Source organism: Bacillus sp. AFS073361, assembly GCF_002567005.1.
GTDB lineage: Bacteria > Bacillota > Bacilli > Bacillales > Cytobacillaceae > Neobacillus.
Genome location: NZ_NUZU01000038.1, coordinates 42,323 through 61,467 on the forward strand (window position 1 = coordinate 42,323; position 19,145 = coordinate 61,467).

Genomic DNA, 19,145 nt, shown 5'->3' on the forward strand with positions numbered 1-19,145 from the left:
CCCTATTCAATATTACCCGAGCTATTTATTTTGATACAATTTCGTCCAGACAGCCGTTAAATCCTTACTTAAAAATTGTAATAAGCTAATGACTCGGGAATATTCCATCCTTGTAGGACCTAGAATGGCAATCGTCCCTAAATTTTCAACACCAGCCGTATAGGTAGCTGTGATTAAACTGCAATTATCCATGACACTATTATTATTTTCCGTACCAATTTTAACTTGAATTCCAGCTGAATCATTTCTGATTAAATTATACATCCACTCTTCCTGATCAATCATCGTTAATAGGCTGCGAAGTTTTGATACATCATGAAACTCTGGCTGGCTTAACATATTGGTCTTTCCAGCGAAGAAAAGTTTTTCATTAACTGGCATTTTTAATGAATCAGCGATAGTATGCAGCATTAAGTCATAATCATGGATATGCTGCCTTAAAAGCATCGCTACTTCTTTATAAATCTTATCATTCAGGTCTTCGAGAGGTACGCCGGATAAACGATCGTTCAAAATGTTCACTGTTTTTTCTAAATCACTGGCATCTACTGATGCTGGTAATGAAAAAGTCCTATTTTCTACATGGCCCGTATCTGTAACAAAAATAGCTACGGCTGTTTCTTTGTTTAAAGGGATAATTTGAATTTTTTTCAACTTATTAATACTAACAGCCGGACCAAGAACAATTGATGTGTAATTCGTTAAGTCCGATAATATTTTCGCGGACCTTTGGATAATTTTTTCGAATTCGAAAATTTTCTCAGCAAAAATCGACTGAATGATAGATGTATCATGTTGATTTAATACTTGCGGAGACAATAAATGATCCACATAATAGCGATATCCTTTTTCAGATGGGACACGACCTGAAGAGGTATGTGTCTTTTCAATATACCCCAACTCTTCAAGGTCGGACATTTCATTACGAATGGTTGCCGAACTGAAAGAAATCTCTTTCTTTTTCGACAAACTTCTTGAGCCGACTGGTTGGGCAGATCGAATAAAGTCATCAACAATAACCTGAAGAATTAACAATTGACGATCTGTTAGCAACATTCATCACCTCTGTTAGCACTCCTAGTTAACGAGTGCTAATTATATTAATAAATTATCAAATGAAGGGGGATGGTGTCAATCAAAAAGAACAGGAAACCGCACATATCAAGACAATAATTATTATCTTGCTTACCTTAAAAATGCCTGGAATACCTCATTTCCTAGCAGTCTACCCTTTTTTGTTAAAAATATATGATTTTTTCCCACATCTAACCACTGTTTTGCCGTTAATTCTCTAATCTCTTTTTCGAATAATTGAAGGGGATCTTCCGCAAATTTTTCAATAAAATGAGGAATGGCAACACCGGCAGTTTTTCGCAGCCCCAAAAACATTTCCTCTTCCATTTGCTCAATTTTTGATGTTTGATGTTCTTCCATTACCGGTAGGCTGCCATTGTTTATTTGCTCCATATACCTTTTTAAGGGACCAATATTCGAACGTCTTATCCCATTTAAATAGCTATGTGCACCTGCCCCAAACCCATAATAGGAATCGTTATTCCAATAGGTAAGGTTATGTCTGCTCTCATACCCTGGTTTAGAAAAATTGCTAATTTCATATTGGTTGAAACCATGCTTTTCCATTTCTTCCATTAGCAATTCGTACATCGAAGCTTCCACATCCTCACCAGGAGTTGGCAGTTTTCCTTTTTTTAATAAATTATAAAAAACAGTTTTTGGCTCAATGATTAAGGAATAGGCAGAATAGTGTGTGATATCAAGTGAAAAAGCCTCTTTTAATGTTTCCTTGAAATCCGTAAGAGTTTGTGAAGGTAAACTAAAGATAAGATCAATACTGATATTTTCAAAACCTATAGATTTTGCTTTATCAATGGTTTGGTAAACATCTTTCGCTTTGTGGACACGGCCGATTTTCTGCAGTAGTTCCTCATTAAACGTTTGAACTCCAAGGCTAATCCGGTTGACCCCGGCCTCTTTTAATATTTCTAATTTTCCTTCCGTTAAATCACCAGGATTCGCCTCAAAGGTAAATTCTATAGTCTCATCCTTTGGTAAAATTCTGTTAATACTTTCACAAAATTGATAAAGTTGCTTCTCAGTTAACGATGTCGGTGTACCCCCACCCACAAATATCGTCTCAAGAGACGTTGTTCGAAATTGGGTTAAAGTCAGTTTCATTTCTTGTTCAAGTGCTTTTAGGTAATCATCAACCGGCTGACCCTTTAGATACACTTTATTAAAATCACAATAATGGCAAATATGCTCACAAAAAGGGATATGGAGATAGGCTGATTTAATCATTTCGTTCACTTCCTTATTCTTCAACAAAAAGAGGCTAGAATTCGCCTAAAAATATGGCTTGTCCTAACCCCCAGCTAGTTTATTTTTTTGTGTTGCTATCGTCCATTTTTAAGACAGCCATAAATGCTTCTTGTGGTACTTCAACGGATCCTACTTGCTTCATCCGCTTTTTACCTTCTTTTTGCTTTTCTAATAATTTTCGTTTACGAGAAATATCTCCGCCATAACATTTGGCTAAAACGTTTTTACGCATAGCCTTAATTGTAGAACGAGCAATAATTTTCTGACCTACTGCTGCCTGAATCGGAACTTCAAACTGCTGCCTTGGAATTAGCTCCTTCAGTTTTTCAACAATAATCTTCCCTCGTTCATAAGCAAAGTCTCTATGAACAATAAAGCTTAATGCATCCACTTGTTCACCATTTAACAATATGTCCATCTTAACTAGGCTGGAAGGTTTATAACCAATGAGCTCGTAATCAAAGGATGCGTAACCTCTTGTGCTTGATTTCAATTGATCAAAGAAATCATAGACAATTTCTGCTAATGGCATCTCATAGATAATACTAACCCTATTTTCTGCCAGGTATTCCATTGTCACAAAAATACCACGTTTTTGTTGGCAAAGTTCCATAATGGTCCCTACATAATCATTTGGAGCCATCATTGTAGCTTTCACATATGGCTCTTCCACACGGTCAATCTTTTGTGGATCCGGTAAATCTGATGGATTGTCGACCCTTATTTCGGAGCCATCTGTCATATGAACATGATAGATAACACTCGGTGCAGTCGTTATTAAATCAATTTTAAATTCACGTTCAATCCGTTCTTGAATAATTTCCATGTGAAGCAATCCTAAGAATCCACAACGGAAACCAAATCCAAGTGCTTGCGATGTTTCTGGTTCAAATTGAAGTGAAGAATCATTTAACTGAAGCTTTTCAAGCGCTTCACGCAAATCATTAAACTTTGCTGTATCAATTGGGTAAAGTCCACAATAAACCATTGGGTTTAGTTTCCGGTAACCTGGAAGTGGCTCTGTTGCCCCATTTTTTGCATTTGTAATCGTATCACCCACACGAGTGTCCCCGACATTTTTTATTGATGCTGATAAAAAGCCAACATCACCAACGGTTAACTCATCACGCATAGTTGCTTTTGGAGTAAATACGCCTACCTCATTTACTTCAAATTCTTTCCCTGTAGCCATCATTCTTACTTTATCGCCGACCTTAACGGTTCCTTCGACCACACGAATGTACGCGACAACACCTCGATAGGCATCATAAAGGGAATCGAAAATAAGGGCCTTTAATGGTGCTTCTGGGTCTCCCTGTGGTGCAGGGACTTTTTGAACGACTTGTTCAAGGATTTCTTCAATCCCAATCCCAGCCTTTGCTGAAGCTAATACGGCTTCCGAAGCATCCAAACCGATAACATCTTCAATTTCACCTCGAACACGCTCTGGATCTGCACTAGGTAAGTCAATTTTGTTAATGACGGGTAAGATTTCAAGGTCGTTATCAAGGGCAAGATAAACGTTGGCTAGTGTCTGTGCTTCAATTCCTTGTGCAGCGTCAACGACTAAAACAGCCCCTTCACATGCTGCAAGGCTCCTTGATACCTCGTACGTAAAATCGACATGTCCTGGTGTATCAATTAGATGGAAAATATACTCTTCTCCATCTTTTGCTTTGTATTTTAACTGGACGGCATTTAATTTAATAGTAATTCCACGTTCTCTTTCAAGGTCCATCGAATCAAGGAGCTGATCTTTCATTTCCCGAGAGGTCAATGCATTGGTTCTCTCCAAAATTCGGTCAGCTAATGTTGATTTCCCATGATCAATATGGGCAATAATTGAGAAATTTCTAATCTTTGATTGTCGTTTGAGTCTTTCATTATTGTTCACGGTCTTTCACTCCTACTATACTCGCACATATACACTATTTTGAATTATATCAATAGGATTAACAAGATTCAATCAAAATCGAAAAGCGGCACCTAACTGGTGCCACTTCAATTATTTTAATCAGCAATAAGATGAACTAATTTTTCAGAAACCCCTGATATCCCCTCAGACATCTTCTTCCCCATAGAAGAGAAAAAATTATATGCACTTATTTGTTCGAGTTTCTTTTGCTTTGCCTCTAGATCATGACTTGAGATTTCGTTTCCCAAAAAGGTAGCTTGAAAGTTATTGTCTGCCCCATTTAAACGTACAGCATTTTGAAAATTTGGATCATCATAGCCTTTCATTTTGTGAATACCATCATTAGCCAATTGCATACCTACTAAAACAGAGATTAACATGAGAGCAGCCAAGCATAGGCTTTTTAACATGAACATCTTCATAAAAAATGCTCCCTTACAACTATTGTTTTTTTGTTGATTGTTCAACATCCTTGTTAACCTTTTCAGCCTGCCAGTAAAATTCACTAAATACATCCGCTAAGGCATCTGCGGAACGATTTAATTCTTCAAAGCTATTATCTACTCCGCCAAATTCAATCAACATGGCATTTTCAGAGAGGTTTTGATTATAGATACTATTTGAACCGGCTGCATTTTTAATAATTACTCCTCTGCTTAAGCCTTTATATTTCTTTTGAAGAAGTTCGTGGAGAGCTTTTGCAAGTTTTGCATTCTTTTCATAATTAGGATTCTTCCCCCCGATAATAAAGGCCAGTCTCGCATAGGATTTACCTTTAATATCCACGGTTGTTTGTGCTTTTCGTTGAGAATCCCGGTGAATATCAATCAAATAACTTATATCTTTGTTTGATGCCATGGCTGCTTGAACCACCGGACGGGATTCATCGTAGGATTGCCAAAATTTCCGCCCCTTCTTATTTAAGCTCGCCTGAATGTCTGTTTTATTAACAGTTGTTCCGATTCCTCTGTCCTCGAGACTTGCTTTTAAATGATCACCAATATTCATCACATTGATTTTCGAATGATATGCAAGGTTGGGATTTGTTACCCCTTTTAAATATGGAAGATAGGATTCCCGATTATGCGAGAAGTATAGATAGACTACCTTCCGATTACCAGTGGTTTGATCTGGTGCTGACGGGGTATTCTCACTAGATGGATGCTCGGTAATTTCTAAATCTGTCAAGGCTGCCTCTCGTTCCGCTTTCATAATATCAAGCGGCGGGGCAGATTCAATCGGCATATTTGTGTAGTTCGTCCCCTCACCAGCGACTAGAATTTTTCCATCAAATTCATAAAAACCTGGGAGTTCTCTTCCTAAGAGACTTCGGGGATCATTCAAATTAATATTGCTTGATAGCTTAAATACAAGGTTCGTTAATGTTGGAGCTGAGGTCCAATCTTGTTCAACGGATAAGAAATGATGATTTTCCCAACCCATTAATTGATAGAGCAATTCCCCATTTACATTTGTAGCTGCCTGATTTACTGAAGACGACATCGGTCGATATTGTGGCTTTAACGAGGTTAACAACCCACTAATAGAGAAAATCAAAAGCATAAATAGTAACAATAATCCAGCGGCTTTAAGTAGACTTGTCCCTTGCACCATAACAAAAGTTCCTGAATTTCTAGCCTTCATGGTTCCACCTCGCAAAACGGATTCTAGTAAATGATATGAAGCTACTAGAATTGGTAGAACCCGAATTTTAACTTAAGAGGCATCCTTTCAAATAAATAGATTTGAAAAATGCCTCTCATCATCCTTTATTTTGTATAGTAGCCAGCATTACCTTGATCAACAGCACCATGAAGTGAAGAATTTAAACCATTGGCAATTAGATTGGCCATGTCTTCAATAAAAACATCAACTTCCTTAGGAGTAACCATTAGATTATGACCAATTGGCGATAAAACTTCATAAATTAATTTCCTTTTCTCCTCATCTTCTAATGTCCCAATCATTCCAAGAAAGGTCTTCCGGTGCTTTTCTTCAGGTAAGTCTTCTTCAGTCAACTTTCGCTTTTCACCGAAACTCATGCCTGCAGGTGCGAGCGCTCTTGAAGGACGATTGCCCTCCTTAAGCTCTTTTCCAAAATGCTTTAGTATAAAATCAATGGTATCACTAGTAATGGATACAGCGTCTACCACGGTCGGAACCCCAATTGCAATAACAGGTATTCCTAAGGTTTCTTTACTCAATTCTTTTCTCTTATTACCTACCCCCGAGCCAGGGTGTATACCTGTATCGGAAATTTGGATAGTTGAATTAACTCGTTCAATCGAACGAGATGCAAGTGCGTCAATAGCAATAACAAAATCAGGTTTTGTTTTTTCCACTACACCAAAAATAATATCGCTTGTTTCAATCCCCGTTAATCCCATTACACCTGGTGAAAGGGCACTAACGGACCTGAAGCCTTCTTCTACATTTTCCGGCTGTAACTGAAACAGATGACGGGTGACCAGCAAATTTTCACACACCATCGGTCCTAGGGCATCTGGGGTCACATTCCAATTGCCTAGCCCCACCACAAGGCATGAATCCGTTTTTTTGATCCCAGATCCCTCCAAAAAGTAGGAGAACTCTCTAGCAAAAATTTCCTCTACCTTTTGCTGTACCTCTGTGTTTTGCTGGCGAATCCCTTGTACTTCAACAGTTAAATATCGACCAGGTTTTTTCCCTAGCTGGTCGGCCCCTTGTTCGGTTACTTCGACCAAGGACACTTTTATGTCATCAACATCTTTTTCCTTAATAATCACGCCTTCAATGTGCGAAAGATCTTTCTCTTGCCCGACTGACCCTTTTTGCTGTGTAAGGACCATCTCTCTTGCTTCAATCGCCAAATCCGTTCGAACAGAATATTGACTCAAGTCAATTGACTCATCCATTAATATTCACTCCCATCAAATCTTTCAAAAGTCTAGCAACTATTTCCTATTTTTGCCCTTACCATCTTAATTCATGCAAATGATATTCTTCTTCGAAAACAGTATTGCATTATAGCCTTCCATTTGATAAAATATTTCATGTTCTGAATTATTTCTTAGGAATGTTAAGTCGAGTTCATATAGTCTCGATTCTTTGTAGGAGGTGAAAGTAATGCCTAATATTAAATCTGCTATTAAGCGTGTAAAAACAAGTGAAGCTCGTAACGCTCAAAATACAACTGCGAAATCTGCAATGCGTACTGCTGTTAAGAAAGTAGAAGCTGCAATTTCTACTAACGACGGTGCTGCTGCTAAAGAAGTATTTGCTGCTGCTGCTAGTAAATTAGACAAGGCTGCTGCAAAAGGTCTTATCCACAAAAATGCTGCTGCTCGTAAAAAATCTCGTCTAATGAAGAAGACTAACGCTCTTTAATTTAGAGAAAAAAAACGATTCCCTTCTAAAGGAATCGTTTTTTTTTATTTCTTTAAATGAAATAGAAACATTTCAATCAATAAAGATTTATTCATTCCACCGGTTTTCATTTGGTAATCCGCATCAGCAAGAAGGTCGATTAAATGAGCCAATTCTTCATCCGTAAATTTATTTGCTTGTCCGAGTGCCAACTTAACACGGAAAGGATGCGTTCTTAAGTAACCAGCAATTTGCTGCTGCCCATACCCTCTCCTCGATAATTCCTTTACTTGGTAAATCAATCTAAATTGCCCTGCAAGCAAGGCCAAAATCTTTATCGGTTCTTCATTTTGTTTTAGCAAATCGTAATAAATCCTTAACGCTTCATCAAGTTTTCGCTGGACGACTTTTTCAATGAGTGTAAAAATATTCTGCTCAAGCGAGCGTGCAACTAATTTCTCTACTAGTCCTATGTCTATTCTTTTTTCACCTGCTGCGTATAAAGCCAATTTATCTACTTCACTGGTTATCATAAACATATTAGTTCCAACTAATGCCAATAATTGGTCGATTGCATTTGGCTCGAATTCAATCCCGCTGTTCTTGGCCCTGCCCTTAACCCAGTTCTTTAAGTCATGTTCATTTAACTTTTTTGCCTCAACAACTTCAGCATTTCTTTTTAATTCCTTTGTTATTTTCTTCCGTTCATCTAACTTTTCGTACGGCGCGGAAATAACCAACACCGAATAAGGCGAAGGCTCTTTCAAATACATTTCGAACCTGGATAAATTATGTACCGCCTTATCCTTGGACTTTTCTGCTGTTAAAAAAACAGGATTATGTAAAAAGATAACTTTTTTTTCTCCTAAAAAAGGAAAGGTTTCAGCATCTTCGATAGCCACCTCGATTGGCGTTTCCTCTAAATCATAACTAGCAAAATTAAAATCCTTCTCTTCTTCGGTTAAAATATGATTGAGTAGTAATTCCTTTGTTTCATTAATTAAAAAAGACTCAGTTCCAAACAATAAATAAATAGGAGCAAATTCCTTTTGTTTGATTTTTTTCCAACTATCCATTACCATGTTTCAGCGCTCCCCTTCTTTCCATTCATACCTATGGTAAAGAAGCTTGGCCAATTTGACAAGCATTTTAAAAGGAATTAGCCCTTATTTAAAAAGTGCTAATTCCCTATCTATAATGAACGCCCGCAATAGAAGCCCTAGGATATTCTATTGTCTGGCGGAGTTCCTTAAGTAAATATAGTTTAGCCGTTTATCCGTCTCACTATTTTGACAACTCTTGTCAGTTGTGGAAAGCAATTTGATGTATGCTGGATTTTTTTTCGAGAATGACTTATACTATATTGTGAAATAGGAGGGGTAGACTGTGAATGAATTTGAAAAAGATGTGCAAAGTAAACGAAACGACGCAATTGATTCAGGGGTAGGATTTGGGGTTTCTTTTGGTTTTTTTGCCATAATGTTTATTGTTGCAACAGTCATTAAGGTAATCGGTTCGTAATGATTGGCTACATATGTGTAACGTAGAAGGCTGCAATGATGCAGTCTTTTTTAATTATTAAGATGCTTTATCTTATGGTAAATACGGGTAAAAGGTTCCTTTTTGATGATAAAATTTATAGGTGATTGCCCCCTGTAGATCTGTACGAAAAATAATCGTATTTGTTTTTTCTAACCGTTTAAGCACCTCTTGATGGGGATGACCAAAGCGGTTATTTTCACCTGCTGAAATGAGGGCGACTTTTGGTTTTATTTGGTTAATAAAAGTATCTGCACTTGAAGTTTTACTGCCATGGTGACCTGCTTTTAACACATCAATATGTAAATGAGGAAATTGATGTATGATTTTCTCTTCCCCTGCTTGATCTAGATCTCCTCCGAAAAACCAACTTACACCTCCTAATTGAGCAATAAAAGCAATGGACCCGCCGTTTCTTTCTCCCTTATAATCCTTTTCTGGCGACACAATAAAAAAGCCATTTTCTTCATTTGTCCACTGATCGCCGGCAGAAACTTTTATGACTGGAATATTTAATTTTTTGGCCTCCTTAATAATATCAAGTTCAGTACTCGATGGTTCAACCACGGCAGGCATTATGATTTGTTTAACTTTAAGCTCTTTTATAATTGAAACTGTCCCCCCAATATGATCCATATCCCCATGTGTTAAAATTAGTTTATCAATTTGCGTTATTCCCTTTCCTTTTAAAAATGGAACAACTACATCCCTTCCCACTTCAAAGGGTTCTGCACGTTCTCGCCATTTTTCTTCAGCAAAGTGCATGGTTCCACCTGTATCAATGAGATAGGTCCCTTTTGAATGCGGGAAATGGATTAAGATACTATCCCCTTGACCAACATCAATCATTGTTACTTCCCCGTATGGGGATAACCAGTTCCAACTTTTTTGTGAAATTACCAACATGATACTTAAAAAGATCAGGAAAGCCTTTCTTTTGGGATACGTTTTTGACTCCCAAAGATAAAAAATAGCAAGCAGCAGTAAAATATAAGTGATGAGTAAAATCAAATTGGGTCTCCCGGGAGTAAAATGGAAGAAAGTAAAATCGGCGAGATATTCAATAAGGTGATTAGCGACAGTAATCATGATTAAAAAGAATTTAGTAAGAAATGGTGGAGTTGTTCCGAAAATAAACTGAATAAAAAACAAAAGATATAATCCCGGTAGATATAGAAATGAAAAGAGCGGAATATAGACCAAATTGGCGATAATGCCAATTAATGAAACCTCAAAATAATGATACAGCAAGAATGGCAGTGCCCCTAATTGAGCAACTAATGAAGTCGCAAGCATCCGTGTTAAATGATTAGCATAATCTGTAAGAATACTATTAGCAGATAAAATGATGACTAGACTCACTGCAAAAGATAGTTGAAAGCCTGCATCAAAAACCACCATTGGACTAACTATTAAATAAGCAATAAAAGCCAAACTAATGGCATCAAGCGGGAGTAACTTCAGTCGAGTGCGCCACTTCACAGTAAGTAAGACAACAAAAATCATTAGTCCTGAGCGAATAACAGAGGGCGAACTACCAGTTAATATCACATAGATTGGAAGGATGATTAGAAGGAAATTAATCATGAACTGTCTCGTAAGTCCGAAGCGGACCCCAAGATAAAAAACCATCGCGATTAATAAGGAGACATGGAGACCAGAGATTGCAAGTAAATGGACAAGACCCGTTTTTTGATAAGCTGATAATACATCTGGGTCAAATAAATTTGTGTCGCCAAAAATTAATGCAGCTGAAAGGGAAGCAATTTCCACGGGAAAGTGCGACTCGAGGTAGTTAATTCCTGTATAACGCAATTGTTTGATGATCACTAACGGAGAAGGTTTCAGCGGAATACAATGTTGAAGCGGATTTTCTTGTACTTCTATTATCCAATAAATGTTCTTCCTCATTAAATAAGCCCGGTAATTAAACGCATTAGGATTCTTGGCGATCGCCGGTTTTTCTAAGGTACCAGATACGGTACATAATCTTTGATAAAACATTTCTGTTTTTAAATTCGTTTTTTCCTGCTCAGATGAAATTTTGTAACGAATTAAGACCCTCTCCTTGTAGCGTTGTTCGATTGCTTGCACTTGTAAAAGATCGCCATCAATTTTGGGGTCTTGAGTATATTGAAGCGTAAAAGTTGTTGTAGGAGCGGGGATAACCGATTTATTTATTGAATTAGAATGAAGACCAATAAAAAAGAATATCAAGAAACAAACGGTGATACTTGTTAGTTGCAAGGTGGAAAATCGTTTGTAAATATATAGAAGATAAAGAACAAAGACTTGTAATAAGAAAAAGGGAAGGAACTTAGAGAGCGCAGATAATACACCAAATAAAGCGGCAATGGCAAAATAAAGATATTTTCCATTCATTCGATTTTCTCCATTTAGAATTTCATTTATTTAGATTTAGGGAGGCCGGCACATAACCGGCGTCCATTTGAAAAATTATTATTTAACCACCCGTAAATCCATCACTGACTCGTTTAAAGCAACTTTTTCAATTGTAACGTTTGCCTGTTTAAAAAGGTCAATTGCATACGGATGATTTTTGTAATCCTCTGCGTAATAAACCGTTTTAATCCCCGCTTGAATAATTGCTTTACAGCATTGAAGACACGGGAAATGGGTGACATAAATTTCAGCGTCAGCGGTTGGAACACCAAATTTAGCACACTGCAGCAATGCATTCATTTCTGCGTGGACTGTTCTGACACAGTGATTGTCAATTACAAAACACCCCTTATCAATACAATGGTCACCGCCCGCTATGGAACCATTGTAGCCCCCGGCAATTATTCGTTTATCTCTAACGATGGTTGCACCCACGGTCAACCTGGTACATGTGCTTCTAAGTGCGAGCAAATGGCTTTGTGCCATAAAATATTGATCCCAAGAAATTCTCTCCACTTCTCCCACTCCTTTTTTGATCGTTCTCTATTAGTGTAATAGTGCTTGTCCTTTTTGGTCAAATAAAGATTTTTTATATTGCAATCAAATCCTTTAATTTTTCAAACGTTTTGTCTCCAATCCCGCTGATGTTTTTTAAATCTTCAACCGTTTTAAAGGGGCCGCTTGTATTCCTATATTCGATGATGGCCGCTGCCTTAGCTGGACCGATGCCAGGAAGATTCTGCAGTTCTGATTCATCTGCCTTATTAATGTTAATTTTTGCTTCATTTTGACTACCAACTGATGAAGATGGGTTACCTGATGAGGTAATAGGTGAAGAAAGTCCCTCCTCTCCCTTTGCGGGTATGTAAATGATCATTTCATCCTTGACGTGTTCGGCAAAATTCACCATGCCTTGGTCTGCTTTATCCGTTAAACCGCCAGCCCGGCTAATAACATCAATTACTCTTTCACCCGTATTTGCTTGATAAACTCCAGGCCGTTTAATTTGTCCTTTCACATCCACCATAATTTTTTCTGGTAGTTCAGGTTTGTTGTCGGATTGGGTACTTCCTCCTTCCCCCACATTCTCTTGAACCTTATCTTCCATACTAAGTGTGTTAACTGGGGAAGTGGTTGCAGAATCACTAACATAAAAATAATAAATACCACCTAAAGTTAATAAAGCCCCCAGCAAAACAGAAATCTTGTGTTCAATCAACCAGTCTTTCACTTTGATCCTTCCTTTCTAAAGGTATATTTCACTACCTGATTTCATATGGTTATAAAAGAATAATTGCATGTGAGGAGGGTCGGAACAATGAATATAGGTATTATCGGTACTGGTAATATGGGGAGCATGTTGGTAGAAGCCATGATTGAAGGAAAAGCCATTTCCCCTGCTTCTATGATGATTACAAACAGAACAAAATCAAAAGCCTTGTTGCTTAAAGATAAATATAAAGAAATAAAGGTTGGGGCAAATCCAGGAGAAGTAGCTGCTGAGTCCGACTTGGTATTTGTTTGTGTCAAACCATTAGATGTATATAAAATTTTACATGAAATTAAACCACGGTTAAGTCCAAAAAAATGTGTAATCACGATAACGAGTCCTATCAGTACAAGCCAAATTGAAAAAAAGGTTTCCTGTTCAGTCGCAAGAGTAATTCCAAGTATTACTAATCGGGCCTTATCCGGGGTAACGCTGATTACCTATGGAGAAAATTGCAGTGAGAAATGGAAGAGGAAGATCGAAGAATTAATTACTAAAATTGGAGTACCAGTCCATATCAACGAAAAAATAACGAGGGCGGCCTCTGATATCGTAAGTTGTGGTCCTGCATTTTTCAGTTATCTACTCCAAAGCTTCATTAATGCGGCAGTTAAAGAGACTGAAATTAATGAAAAAGATGCTACGACGATGGCTAGTGAAATGATTGTCGGACTAGGTGAATTATTAAAGCAAGGGCATTACACCTTGCCGTCACTACAAGATAAGGTATGTGTTAAGGGCGGAATTACAGGTGAAGGAATAAAAGTATTGGATAATGAACTCGGGGATGTTTTTGAACATATCTTTCAGGCAACAAAAGCAAAATTTAAAGACGACCTTGATAAAGTCGAATCACAATTCTCAAATTATTAATTTCGCTATGAACTGACAAATTCCTTTTTTATTATGATAAAAAAGCCATCTTTTTTTATAGATGGCTTTCTTTATGTTTTCTTGCTACAAAGAAGATTCGTTCTGATTGTGAGTGAGGGTCTGTGTTTTCAAAATCCGCACTGACTTCCAGCAATTCAAAACCGGCCTCAATTAACCAGTTTGAATATTGCTGTATGGTATATGTACGTTGAAAATGAAGCTCATCAAAGCGGTCATACTTACCAGTCTGTTCGTCCAGAACAAAGAAACTCAGCTCATGTTCGACACTATTTAGACTTTTTCCAGCAAAGCTATTCCAAATAAAGGAAACATTTTCCTCACTTGAAGCATATGTTTGATTTATAAATAGATGAGCTATTTTATAAATGGAATGGACATCAAAGAGGAAAATTCCCTTAGTGCTCAAATGCTGAAAAACGTTTGAAAAAGTTTCCCTAACTTCGTCCTCAGTTTGCAGATAATTTAACGAGTCACACAAAATACCAATGACGTCAAACTCCGCCTGTCCTTCCAAATCTGTCATACTCTGTTGAAAAAATGGAATTCTTAGCCCTGTTTCCTCAGCTTTTGCATGGGCCACTGCTAGCATATCCTCAGATAAATCGACACCCGTTACCTGAAAACCATCTTGGGCTAAACGGACAGATAATTCACCCGTGCCACATGCCAAATCAAGTAAGCGAGTGCCCTCAACATGATATTTTACGCACCTATCTTTAACGAATTCGACCCACTCCTCATAGGGTGCATCCTTCATTAATTCATCATAAAGATAAGCGAATTGTTGATAACTCATGTATTTAACTCACTAAGGATATCTTCCATTGGTGCATCGCCCCATAAGCGTTCCAACTTATAATAGCTTCGTTCATCACGATGAAATACATGGGCAACGACATCGCCAAGGTCAATTAATACCCATCTAGCTTCATCAAAGCCTTCTATTCTTTTTACTTCACATCCATGTTCTTGGGCTTTTTCTTTTATTTCCCTTGCAATTGCCTGAACTTGTTTATCGGAATTACCATGACAAATGATAAAGTAATCCGCAATGAGGGAAATCCCCTGCATATTTAGAGCAAGGATGTCTTCTGCTCGTTTATCATCTGCAGCTTTAACTGCAATTTTTAGTAGTTCATGATTATCCATGAATCAATCCTCCAGTTTCGCGATTAGGTCATTGTACGTATAGAATGTATCAGGGTAAACCGTTTGATTCTTTTTTAATAAAAAGCTAATTGTATTTTTAATTGCCATAATTAATGCTTTATCTAAATTTTCTTTCGCCATTTCTCTTACTTCATCCACACCTGGAAAATGGCGGCCAGGTTCGATGTAATCGGCTAAATAGATTATTTTTTCTAAAAGGGTCATTCCTGGTCTTCCTGATGTATGATAACGAATAGCATCTAACACTTCAGGGTCGGTTATGCCCGCTTCTTTTTCCACCAAGTACGTACCAGCAGGGGCATGCCACAATTCTGAATTAAAATGAAGTAGATCCTCTGGGAATCCTTGACTAGCGATAATTTCCTTCATTTCTTCTTTCGGCCGAAATTTTGCATAATCATGGAAAATGGCTGCTAATTCTGCTTTCTGTTCATCGCCGCCATATTGCTTTGCAAGGACAATTGCTGTCTCCATTACTCCTAAGGTATGCTGATAGCGATGGTCGGTTAATTGTTTCTTAACAAGTTCTAAGGCCGCTTCACGTTCCATACAAATGCTTCTCCTCGATATATTGAATGACCGAATCCGGCAATAGATACCGAATGGTCTGTTTGTTTTTTACCCTCTCTCGTATCATACTCGATGATACATCCATTGCTGGCACATCTACGTAAAGGACAGGGTATTCAGTTTGACTGCTATATGCTGGTCTTTCAACTCCAACAAATTGGACCAGTTTAATCAGCTCATCAATTTTATGCCATTTTGGGAGGTATTCTATCATATCAGCGCCAATAATAAAGAAAAATTGATGGTCAGAATACTGGGCATTGATCATTTTCATCGTATCGACTGTATAAGAAGGGCCTTTTCTATGAAGTTCAATCGTTTCGACTCGAAAAGCATCATTTCCTTTGATGGCTAATTCAAGCATTTGCCGGCGGTCTTCATTTGATATCGATTCCGATTTTTTCTTATGTGGAGGCTCTTGATTTGGCATAAACCAAATTTCATCTAGATGAAGGCTGGAAAGAACCTCATTTGCAATTAAAAGATGTCCGTAATGCGGAGGATCAAAGGTTCCTCCCAATATCCCCACCTTTTTCATGAGCTCGTCTCCTTATACATTCAATTATGGAAGCTTGATTGTCTTCTTTTCTACAGACTCTTTATAGAGAACTATCGTGTTACCAATTAGTTGCACAATTTCTGCTCCTGTACCCTCTGCTAATTGCTCAGCAACGACGGTTTTGTCTTCTTCACAATTTTGCAAGACGCTGATTTTAAAAAGCTCTCTTGCTTCAAGTGCATCAGCAATTTGCTTAATCATATTTTCATTTACTCCCCCTTTACCTACTTGAAAAATAGGATCTAAGTGGTGGGCCATTGAACGTAAGAATCTTTTTTGCTTTCCTGTTAACATGTTTTTCCTCCTAGTTGTTTTAACACATTATCTCTCATTCTTTCTACATCCGGGAATATTCCTGTCCATTTTTCAAAAGCCAGCGCACCTTGATAAACAAACATATCTATTCCGTTTTGGATTCTTGCTCCATTTTGACGTGCGTCTTTTAAAAATTGTGTTTCAAGTGGATTGTATATGATATCACAAAAGACTGACTGATTCCGTACATTATTTATTGCTATCGGCTGCTCATAAATTTTGGGAGACATGCCAATCAATGTTGTTTGAATAATTAAATCGTATTCACCTAATGATTCAATGGCTTCTTCAAAAGAACACGCTCGAGAATCAACGGAATAAGGGCAATCATTGATCAATCCAATAGCCCGATCCATTGTACGATTGGCAATGTCTAATCTCTGAGTGTTTTCCTTTGCCAAGGTAAAATAGATGGCTCTCGCTGCGCCGCCCGCTCCAATAATTAAAACTTTTTGGCCTGTTAAATTAGGTAATATAGCATTTAATCCTTTTAAAAAACCAGGACCATCCGTGTTATAGCCAATTAATTGACCATTCTCATTCACAACTGTATTGACCGCTCCGATATTTACAGCCAATTCATCTATACCATCCAAAAAGGGAATAATGTTGCTTTTATGTGGGACAGTTACATTGAATCCACCGACACCCACCGCCTTTAAACCCTTGACAGCATCTTGTAAATTCTCAGACTTTACATGAAATGGTAAATAAACGGAATCCATGTTATAAAAGGAAAATAAATCGTTAAGCATAAACGGAGACATTGAATGTCCGATTGGATCCCCTAAAACAGCATATAATTTCTTCACCAGTATTCCCCCACCCATTAAGCATTGTCTTTTTATATTAAGGATTTCCGAATTAATGCTTGTACCCCTTTAGGCACGTAAGCAGCTACCTTTGCACCAGGCTCATTAACAGTAATCCATCCAAGCCCAGAGAAAACAATGTCTGTTTTTGCTTCTTTTATGATAAATTCCTGTTTCACAAGTTCCGGAAAGGAATCGATTTGATTCATACGTGGCGGAGTTAACATTTCCCCCACATGTTTTTCATAAAGCTCATCGGCATTCTCCATTTTAGTTCTATGAATATTTAATTCATTGGAGACATAACAAACAAATGACCTACGGCCGCCGCTAATATAATCAAAGCGAGCCAACCCGCCGAAGAACAAAGTCTGACCTTCATTTAATTGAAATACTTTAGGCTTGATTTCCTTTTTAGGGGTAATAATTTTTAAATCCTGCTTATCAACGAAATGCGCCATTTGATGATGGTTTATAATACCAGGAGAATCAATTAATGACTTTTCATCATCGAGCGGAATTTTGATAATATCCAATGTCGTTCCTGGAAAATGAGATGTGGTAATTACATCGGTTTCACCAGTTACCTCTTTAATAATTCGATTAATAAAGGTAGATTTCCCAACATTTGTACAACCCACAACATAGACGTCTTTACCGTTTCGATGCTCATCAATGGCGGCCGCGGTTTCTCGAACAAACAACCCTTTCGCTGCACTAACAAGGAATACATCTTCCGGCTTTAATCCAAGTTCTTTTGCCTCGTGTTTCATCCAATGAATTAATTTGCTATGTTTTACAGATTTGGGTAACAAATCTACCTTGTTCCCGACAAGAAGCACTTTATTGCTTCCAACAAAACGGTGTAACCCTGGGAGCCAGCTGCCATTAAAATCAAAAATATCGACAATCATGACAATTAAAGCATCTGACTTACCCATTTCATTTAATATTTTCAAGAAATCATCGTCCGTTAAGCTGACATCTTGAACTTCATTATAATGCTTAAGACGAAAACATCGCTGGCAGATAATCATGTCCTTTTCCAAAGCTGATGTTGGTGCATATCCTAGTTCCTCTGGGTTATCGGTTTGAACTTTTACTCCACAACCCATACATATATGTTGATGTTCACTCACACATTAATCCTCCCATTGAAGCATACCTTTTTTTCGAAACCAATTTAAAATCCTTCTTTCAGCAAAACGGTTAAACTTTGTCCAAAAGCCATCCGTTTGCGCAACAGGGACAACCAGGATAGTATGAAATCCACCCCGGTTTCCGCCAAGTACATCTGTTAGTAACTGATCTCCAATTACTACAGCCTCTTCCTTTTTTATTCCCATCTGTGAAATTGCTTTATGAAAAGCGACTGCAAAAGGCTTCCTCGCCCTAAAAATAAACGGAATTTTCAAAGGATCAGAAAAAGCTTTGACTCGTTCTTCATTATTATTAGATACAATTGTCACCAGGATATTGTGTCTTTTAATTTCCTCAAACCACTTAATTAACTGAGGAGTAGCAAAGGGACGGTCCCACTCTACTAACGTATTATCTAAATCCGTAATGATCCCCTTTATTCCTTTGGCACTTAACTGCTCAGGAGATATATCAAGAATGCTTTTGACATGCTCATTCGGTAAAAATTGTTTTAACACTAAGCTAACACCTCATTGACATCAAAATTCGTTCATTTTTTTCACATGTACCATCATAACCAATTTTAACCTTTGTTTCAAAGATTAAAAGAAGTTTTAAACTTATTATTCATCAAAACATGATAATGCATGATGAATAATTTATCTCTCCATGTTCATCCGTAGAATCTCTTCTTGCAGCAATAAAAAATCCACTTGATAAAAAGATTAAAAATATTTTTCGACAAATTTCATCATTTCCAAATATTGTGGATAAAGTTATTAACATTATACCCATTGAATCATACACTTTTCATCATTTTATAAACAAAGTAATCACAAGTTATCCACCAGAATATGTGGATAATTGGAACGA

21 protein-coding genes are annotated in these 19,145 nt (G+C 37.5%); 3 read left to right on the forward strand and 18 right to left on the reverse strand.

Features of this window, described 5'->3' with window-relative positions; translation table 11 throughout:
* Positions 1–21: 21 nt before the first annotated feature.
* From hrcA to gpr, 6 genes are all read right to left on the reverse strand, one after another.
* Complete coding sequence (gene hrcA, locus COJ96_RS19935) at positions 22–1,053, reverse strand: heat-inducible transcriptional repressor HrcA (RefSeq protein WP_098575639.1); 1,032 nt, start codon at positions 1,051–1,053, stop codon at positions 22–24.
* 132 nt (positions 1,054–1,185) lie between these two features.
* Complete coding sequence (gene hemW / locus COJ96_RS19940) at positions 1,186–2,319, reverse strand: radical SAM family heme chaperone HemW (RefSeq protein ID WP_098575553.1); 1,134 nt, start codon at positions 2,317–2,319, stop codon at positions 1,186–1,188.
* Between the two features lie 79 nt (positions 2,320–2,398).
* Positions 2,399–4,234 carry a translation elongation factor 4 gene (lepA, locus tag COJ96_RS19945; RefSeq protein WP_098575554.1) on the reverse strand — a complete coding sequence of 612 codons (1,836 nt, stop codon included), beginning with the start codon at positions 4,232–4,234 and terminating at the stop codon, positions 2,399–2,401.
* A 116-nt stretch (positions 4,235–4,350) separates the two neighbouring features.
* Entirely contained in the window at positions 4,351–4,677 is a 327-nt protein-coding gene (locus COJ96_RS19950; protein WP_098575640.1) for a DUF3679 domain-containing protein, read from the reverse strand.
* Positions 4,678–4,696: 19 nt separating this feature from the next.
* The gene (spoIIP, locus tag COJ96_RS19955) at positions 4,697–5,899 is read right to left on the reverse strand and encodes a stage II sporulation protein P (protein ID WP_098575555.1); all 1,203 of its coding nucleotides are present in this window, start codon (positions 5,897–5,899) and stop codon (positions 4,697–4,699) included.
* A 125-nt stretch (positions 5,900–6,024) separates the two neighbouring features.
* The gene (gene gpr / locus COJ96_RS19960; protein ID WP_098575556.1) at positions 6,025–7,149 is read right to left on the reverse strand and encodes a GPR endopeptidase; all 1,125 of its coding nucleotides are present in this window, start codon (positions 7,147–7,149) and stop codon (positions 6,025–6,027) included.
* Positions 7,150–7,360: 211 nt separating this feature from the next.
* On the opposite strand from gpr, the gene rpsT reads away from it, so the two are divergent.
* Entirely contained in the window at positions 7,361–7,621 is a 261-nt protein-coding gene (gene rpsT, locus COJ96_RS19965; protein WP_098575557.1) for a 30S ribosomal protein S20, read from the forward strand.
* A 44-nt stretch (positions 7,622–7,665) separates the two neighbouring features.
* On the opposite strand, the gene holA is transcribed toward rpsT, so the two are convergent.
* A complete protein-coding gene (gene holA, locus COJ96_RS19970) occupies positions 7,666–8,682 on the reverse strand; it encodes a DNA polymerase III subunit delta (protein WP_098575558.1) in 1,017 nt (338 codons plus the stop codon).
* 304 nt (positions 8,683–8,986) lie between these two features.
* On the opposite strand from holA, the gene COJ96_RS19975 reads away from it, so the two are divergent.
* Entirely contained in the window at positions 8,987–9,121 is a 135-nt protein-coding gene (locus tag COJ96_RS19975) for a YqzM family protein (RefSeq protein WP_026563518.1), read from the forward strand.
* 72 nt (positions 9,122–9,193) lie between these two features.
* On the opposite strand, the gene COJ96_RS19980 is transcribed toward COJ96_RS19975, so the two are convergent.
* The 3 genes from COJ96_RS19980 to COJ96_RS19990 form a co-directional block, all read right to left on the reverse strand.
* Entirely contained in the window at positions 9,194–11,521 is a 2,328-nt protein-coding gene (locus tag COJ96_RS19980; protein WP_098575559.1) for a DNA internalization-related competence protein ComEC/Rec2, read from the reverse strand.
* A gap of 78 nt (positions 11,522–11,599) precedes the next feature.
* Positions 11,600–12,058, reverse strand: coding sequence for a ComE operon protein 2 (locus COJ96_RS19985; RefSeq protein WP_098575560.1), 459 nt, complete (start codon positions 12,056–12,058; stop codon positions 11,600–11,602).
* 73 nt (positions 12,059–12,131) lie between these two features.
* Positions 12,132–12,773, reverse strand: coding sequence for a helix-hairpin-helix domain-containing protein (locus COJ96_RS19990; protein ID WP_098575561.1), 642 nt, complete (start codon positions 12,771–12,773; stop codon positions 12,132–12,134).
* Between the two features lie 87 nt (positions 12,774–12,860).
* On the opposite strand from COJ96_RS19990, the gene comER reads away from it, so the two are divergent.
* Complete coding sequence (comER, locus tag COJ96_RS19995; protein ID WP_098575562.1) at positions 12,861–13,685, forward strand: late competence protein ComER; 825 nt, start codon at positions 12,861–12,863, stop codon at positions 13,683–13,685.
* A gap of 55 nt (positions 13,686–13,740) precedes the next feature.
* On the opposite strand, the gene COJ96_RS20000 is transcribed toward comER, so the two are convergent.
* The 8 genes from COJ96_RS20000 to COJ96_RS20035 are packed head-to-tail and all read right to left on the reverse strand — an operon-like array spanning position 13,741 to position 18,790.
* On the reverse strand, positions 13,741–14,502 hold the full coding sequence (locus COJ96_RS20000) for a class I SAM-dependent DNA methyltransferase (protein WP_098575563.1): 762 nt from the start codon (positions 14,500–14,502) through the stop codon (positions 13,741–13,743).
* Positions 14,499–14,855 (reverse strand): ribosome silencing factor, encoded by a 357-nt coding sequence (gene rsfS / locus COJ96_RS20005; RefSeq protein ID WP_098575564.1) that lies wholly within the window; start codon positions 14,853–14,855, stop codon positions 14,499–14,501. Before rsfS ends, COJ96_RS20000 begins: the two co-directional genes overlap by 4 nt.
* Before the next feature lie 3 nt (positions 14,856–14,858).
* A complete protein-coding gene (yqeK, locus tag COJ96_RS20010; protein ID WP_098575565.1) occupies positions 14,859–15,425 on the reverse strand; it encodes a bis(5'-nucleosyl)-tetraphosphatase (symmetrical) YqeK in 567 nt (188 codons plus the stop codon).
* Positions 15,415–15,984, reverse strand: a complete 570-nt coding sequence (locus tag COJ96_RS20015) for a nicotinate-nucleotide adenylyltransferase (RefSeq protein WP_098575566.1) — start codon at positions 15,982–15,984, stop codon at positions 15,415–15,417. Before COJ96_RS20015 ends, yqeK begins: the two co-directional genes overlap by 11 nt.
* A gap of 24 nt (positions 15,985–16,008) precedes the next feature.
* On the reverse strand, positions 16,009–16,299 hold the full coding sequence (gene yhbY / locus COJ96_RS20020) for a ribosome assembly RNA-binding protein YhbY (RefSeq protein ID WP_098575567.1): 291 nt from the start codon (positions 16,297–16,299) through the stop codon (positions 16,009–16,011).
* Positions 16,293–17,132, reverse strand: coding sequence for a shikimate dehydrogenase (gene aroE / locus COJ96_RS20025; RefSeq protein WP_098575568.1), 840 nt, complete (start codon positions 17,130–17,132; stop codon positions 16,293–16,295). Before aroE ends, yhbY begins: the two co-directional genes overlap by 7 nt.
* Positions 17,133–17,164: 32 nt before the next feature.
* Complete coding sequence (yqeH, locus tag COJ96_RS20030; RefSeq protein ID WP_098575569.1) at positions 17,165–18,271, reverse strand: ribosome biogenesis GTPase YqeH; 1,107 nt, start codon at positions 18,269–18,271, stop codon at positions 17,165–17,167.
* A 3-nt stretch (positions 18,272–18,274) separates the two neighbouring features.
* Entirely contained in the window at positions 18,275–18,790 is a 516-nt protein-coding gene (locus COJ96_RS20035; RefSeq protein WP_026563506.1) for a YqeG family HAD IIIA-type phosphatase, read from the reverse strand.
* Positions 18,791–19,145 lie beyond the last annotated feature (355 nt).

Coding starts and splice junctions, on each gene's coding strand:
- comER (WP_098575562.1), top strand. CDS start 12,861: ATGAATATAGGTATTATCGGTACTGGTAATATGGGGAGCATGTTGGTA.
- rsfS (WP_098575564.1), bottom strand. CDS start 14,855: ATGGATAATCATGAACTACTAAAAATTGCAGTTAAAGCTGCAGATGAT.
- holA (WP_098575558.1), bottom strand. CDS start 8,682: ATGGTAATGGATAGTTGGAAAAAAATCAAACAAAAGGAATTTGCTCCT.
- yqeK (WP_098575565.1), bottom strand. CDS start 15,425: ATGGAACGTGAAGCGGCCTTAGAACTTGTTAAGAAACAATTAACCGAC.
- COJ96_RS19980 (WP_098575559.1), bottom strand. CDS start 11,521: ATGAATGGAAAATATCTTTATTTTGCCATTGCCGCTTTATTTGGTGTA.
- hemW (WP_098575553.1), bottom strand. CDS start 2,319: ATGATTAAATCAGCCTATCTCCATATCCCTTTTTGTGAGCATATTTGC.
- COJ96_RS20015 (WP_098575566.1), bottom strand. CDS start 15,984: ATGAAAAAGGTGGGGATATTGGGAGGAACCTTTGATCCTCCGCATTAC.
- spoIIP (WP_098575555.1), bottom strand. CDS start 5,899: ATGAAGGCTAGAAATTCAGGAACTTTTGTTATGGTGCAAGGGACAAGT.
- COJ96_RS19950 (WP_098575640.1), bottom strand. CDS start 4,677: ATGAAGATGTTCATGTTAAAAAGCCTATGCTTGGCTGCTCTCATGTTA.
- yhbY (WP_098575567.1), bottom strand. CDS start 16,299: ATGTTAACAGGAAAGCAAAAAAGATTCTTACGTTCAATGGCCCACCAC.
- rpsT (WP_098575557.1), top strand. CDS start 7,361: ATGCCTAATATTAAATCTGCTATTAAGCGTGTAAAAACAAGTGAAGCT.
- gpr (WP_098575556.1), bottom strand. CDS start 7,149: ATGGATGAGTCAATTGACTTGAGTCAATATTCTGTTCGAACGGATTTG.
- COJ96_RS20000 (WP_098575563.1), bottom strand. CDS start 14,502: ATGAGTTATCAACAATTCGCTTATCTTTATGATGAATTAATGAAGGAT.